Here is a 3,491-nt window from a genome sequence, read left to right as displayed (position 1 = left end):
CATATCGTGACTTAGAGCATGAAGAAAACGCGATGGTCAAAGCCATAAGCGTTCAAAGGATCGACCATCGGGAAGACGAATGCCGAGAAATCGCGCACATCAACAGTAATGATCTTGTTGATTCCGTTCATTCCGGCTAATGTGACGAGCGCTGCGTCGGTAAAATCAGGTGTCAGATTTTGATATTTTCTAAGGGTGTCACGAATCTCCGGGAGTTCAGTTGTGCTGAGATTATGCAGAATCACTCCATGACGCTCCAACCAAGTCAGAAGCGCGATCTTACCGGGTGTGTCGAGAAAAAAGCCCGCTTCAGTCACAACAGGCCAGAGCGAGTGCAATTCTAGTTTTCTATTATCAGAGAAAAACTGGACTGCGGAATGATGATGTGTGTCATTGCGCGCAAAGAGAGCGACAAAAAACCCAGTATCAACCCAGGCCGCGATGTTTGGCATGCAATCGCTCCCAAATGTGTCGTTTGGACGGATCAGTCGGTGCGTCGGCGAGTTGTCCGACACCAAATAAATCCTGACCTCTCTCGTATGCTGTTGCTGCCGTTTGTTCTAACTGTCGCTCACAGTATTCGCGGATACTTTGACGGATCAACTCATCTTGACTGCGATGGGACTGACGGCTAACCCGATTCAGTAACGCTTCTTCTTCAGATGTCAGGCAAACATGGAGTGGCATGATGTTGCACCGGTGGTGTTCTCGATCTGGATATCTTACAAGCGCAGGACTCTATGGTTGATTCATTGGAAGAGCAACCTCTCTCCGTCCTGCCCTGTGGCGTCCTGCAGCACTGCCCAAGCGTGCTTGTGTCGGTAGTGCTCCAAATCTGTTGGGTTAGCCAGCAAGCTGCTGATTTATAATGATTGAATATCATTCGATAAAAGATCTGGAGTACTGCCCTTGATCGATCGTTTTGTAGACTCGAATAGTCCGACCGCATTCTCAGGGCGGAGATACCGGAGGCGAAATTTGCCGCAGCGCTCGAAGCCAGGCAGCGCTGTCCGGCGCCTCGATGACAGGCCCGCTCAGTTCGAGCAGCAGGTCGAAGTCGTCGATCTGTTCCAGGATCGACCCTGTCTCATCGGCGACCGTGGGGCCGAAGCGTTTCGTGATCTGGCGCACCAAGATGTTGCGGATCGGTCGGAGCGCCTCGAGTCGCGCGCAACGCTTTGTCTCTTCCGGGTTCGGTTGCTCGCGGAATTGCCAGAAGGTATCTGGCGTAGTCGCATAGTCGTGCTGGAGCAGCGCCAGGGATGTGATGCCGATGTTGGAGGCGCGGACGCGCTCGCGCAGCTCATCTCGCTGTTCGCATTCCCACTCATCTGCCGTCGCATCAGTCACCGATAACAGATCTGCCCCGTCGTACCGGCACAGCTCGATCGCCATCTGCCCGATCCGTAAAGGCTGCGGCGAATCGATCCAGAAAAAGAATCGGAAGCGATAGGCAATATCCCACGCTGGCTGCCAGTCGCCGGCGATCGCGCCCATGTCGGCGCTGCGCGTGGGCTGGGTGATGTATTGCAGCCAATCCATCAGGTCGAGTCGCAGCCCATAGTCTCGCCATGGACGCAGACAGTGGGCCGTGGCAAGGAAGCGCCGGACTCGCTCCAACAGCGGGTCCGTCTGTGGCGGAATGTCGAACGGCTTGGCCGTCAGCGCCTCGTCGAGTGCGAAGCGTAGATGAAAATCCGGTCGCTCCTCTGCTGGCTTGTACCGATGCCAGTACTGACGCTGCTCTTCATCCGAAGCGCGTTGGAGCAGGAACAAGAACGCAGCGGTGGCAAACTGTGGCGGCAGTGTGGCATGGAGGTCGCCGAGCTGCTCACGCAAAAGACGATCGAGCCATTCTACCGGCAGCTGCCCGCCGAGTTGCTGCAGCTGTTTGTTGAACTGCCGATACTCCGCCAGCGCATTCTCAGGCGTGCCGTCGCCCCACTTGTAGAAGCGCATGGCCAAGGTCATCGTGCCCGATTCGGGGTCGATGATGTAGTAGTCGTACCAGGCTCGCGTTGACATCTTGGTCTCCCGATTCAATGCAGATCACCACCGAGCTGCCTGCCTTGCCTCCCGCGTTAGCGGGTATGACTGTCCGTTCGACGCCGAGCCAGGATTGACGGAACGAGCCTTGGTTGGCGGAGGCGCGTGCGTCTTGGTGGCTGAGGTCGTTGAGCAGATCGCTGCGCTCGGAAGGTTGCTAGGCGCTTAAGCCTTGAGGCGTTACTGTCTGGTCCCAGCAGCGGAGACGTCAGCCTAGGTCAAGGCCATGACGCTGACAAGGGCTGTCTCTGGCTGCGTAGAGCCTGCGCGATGCCGGACAATGGCCGGCAAGCGCTGATCCAGAGGCCGACGAGGAAAAACCTGCTACCCTATTTGCCTGTCGAGCGTCCCGCGCCGCTTGGCTGCGCGAGCAGGGACGGTTGATCATGCCCGCCTGATGGGAACACCCTTGCAAGCCCTCTCGAAACTCCAGCGCCTCATCATGCAGACCGCCCACCACGACGACACTGATTACCTGCACTGGCTTCAGACCCAGGTTAGCCACCTGCGCACGGGTCGGCTCGAATATCTAGACCGGGAGCACTTGATTGAGGAGCTTGAGGGGATGAGTCGCAGCGAGCGTCGGCAATTGCGCAACCGCCTGATCGTGCTCATGATGCATCTGCTCAAGCTTGAACATCAGCCGGAAAAGCGTTCGCGCAGTTGGTCGGTGACGATCATCACCCAGCGCAACGACATCAAACTGCTGCTCAGAGACAGTCCGAGCCTCAAATCCACCCTGCCGGCCGCCCTGATGGAAACCTATCCGCGCGCCCGCCAGGAGGCCGCGGATGAAACCGGCCTGCCGCTCACAACCTTTCCCGAGACGCTGCCTTTCTCTCTTGAGCAAGTGCTCGACGAAGACTACTGGCCTGAGCCTGGAAGCCACTAATCGATTGATCCCAGGACACGCGATAGGTCCACTACACCCTTGTGGGTCGAGCCTCAGGGCCGTTTCATAGGCGATGAGCGCCTCATCCAGGCGACACAGGTCGCGAAGCAGGCGAGATCGCCCAAGACGTCCTGCGTTGGCATCTGCCATCGGAACGACTGGCGTTTGTCGATCTCGACAGCTTGGAGATCAGCAAGGATAGCGATGTGTCCAAGGCGTTGAGAGCTTCGTATGCGGATCTTGTCTACCGCCTGCGACCACGACATCCAGAGCAGGGCGGTTTCAGCCAGGGTGCACCAGCGGTGGGTGGACTGGTGCAGGATGCTCAGGCTCAGGATTCCCAAGCGCAAGCCAACCAACAGGCGCGCGGTTCAGAGTCGCTGGTCACCTCGGCTGAGCCTGAGCCGGTATCAGCGCCCACACCCACACCCGCGTCCGCGCCCGATCTCGCGCTCTGCGTCTACATGCTCTTCGAGCATAAGAGCACGCCCGAGTACTGGGTCGCGCTGCAACGACTGCGCGACATCGCCCTACAGGGCGAGGCCTACCGCAA

Annotated in this window: 4 protein-coding genes; 2 read left to right on the top strand and 2 right to left on the bottom strand. The window is 58.0% G+C overall.

Translation table 11 applies throughout. The features are described from left to right. Positions 1-11: 11 nt before the first annotated feature. Both VBE63_RS26305 and VBE63_RS26300 read right to left on the bottom strand, forming a co-directional pair. Complete coding sequence (locus VBE63_RS26305) at positions 12-452, bottom strand: hypothetical protein (RefSeq protein ID WP_323685957.1); 441 nt, start codon at positions 450-452, stop codon at positions 12-14. A gap of 499 nt (positions 453-951) precedes the next feature. Beyond that, entirely contained in the window at positions 952-2,025 is a 1,074-nt protein-coding gene (locus tag VBE63_RS26300) for a hypothetical protein (protein WP_323685956.1), read from the bottom strand. Between the two features lie 418 nt (positions 2,026-2,443). On the opposite strand from VBE63_RS26300, the gene VBE63_RS26295 reads away from it, so the two are divergent. Both VBE63_RS26295 and VBE63_RS26290 read left to right on the top strand, forming a co-directional pair. Then, positions 2,444-2,938, top strand: a complete 495-nt coding sequence (locus tag VBE63_RS26295) for a DUF29 domain-containing protein (protein WP_323685955.1) — start codon at positions 2,444-2,446, stop codon at positions 2,936-2,938. A gap of 116 nt (positions 2,939-3,054) precedes the next feature. Then, positions 3,055-3,491: Rpn family recombination-promoting nuclease/putative transposase (locus VBE63_RS26290; protein ID WP_323685958.1), on the top strand; the 437-nt coding region annotated here is incomplete at its 3' end.

Origin of the sequence: Lamprobacter sp., assembly GCF_034860625.1 — a bacterium.
Classification (GTDB): Bacteria; Pseudomonadota; Gammaproteobacteria; order Chromatiales; family Chromatiaceae; genus Lamprobacter.
The sequence above is the reverse complement of the archived record's forward strand: the minus strand, read 5'-3'. Positions and strand labels throughout refer to the sequence as shown.

Coding starts and splice junctions, on each gene's coding strand:
- VBE63_RS26305 (WP_323685957.1), bottom strand. CDS start 452: ATGCCAAACATCGCGGCCTGGGTTGATACTGGGTTTTTTGTCGCTCTC.
- VBE63_RS26300 (WP_323685956.1), bottom strand. CDS start 2,025: ATGTCAACGCGAGCCTGGTACGACTACTACATCATCGACCCCGAATCG.
- VBE63_RS26295 (WP_323685955.1), top strand. CDS start 2,444: ATGGGAACACCCTTGCAAGCCCTCTCGAAACTCCAGCGCCTCATCATG.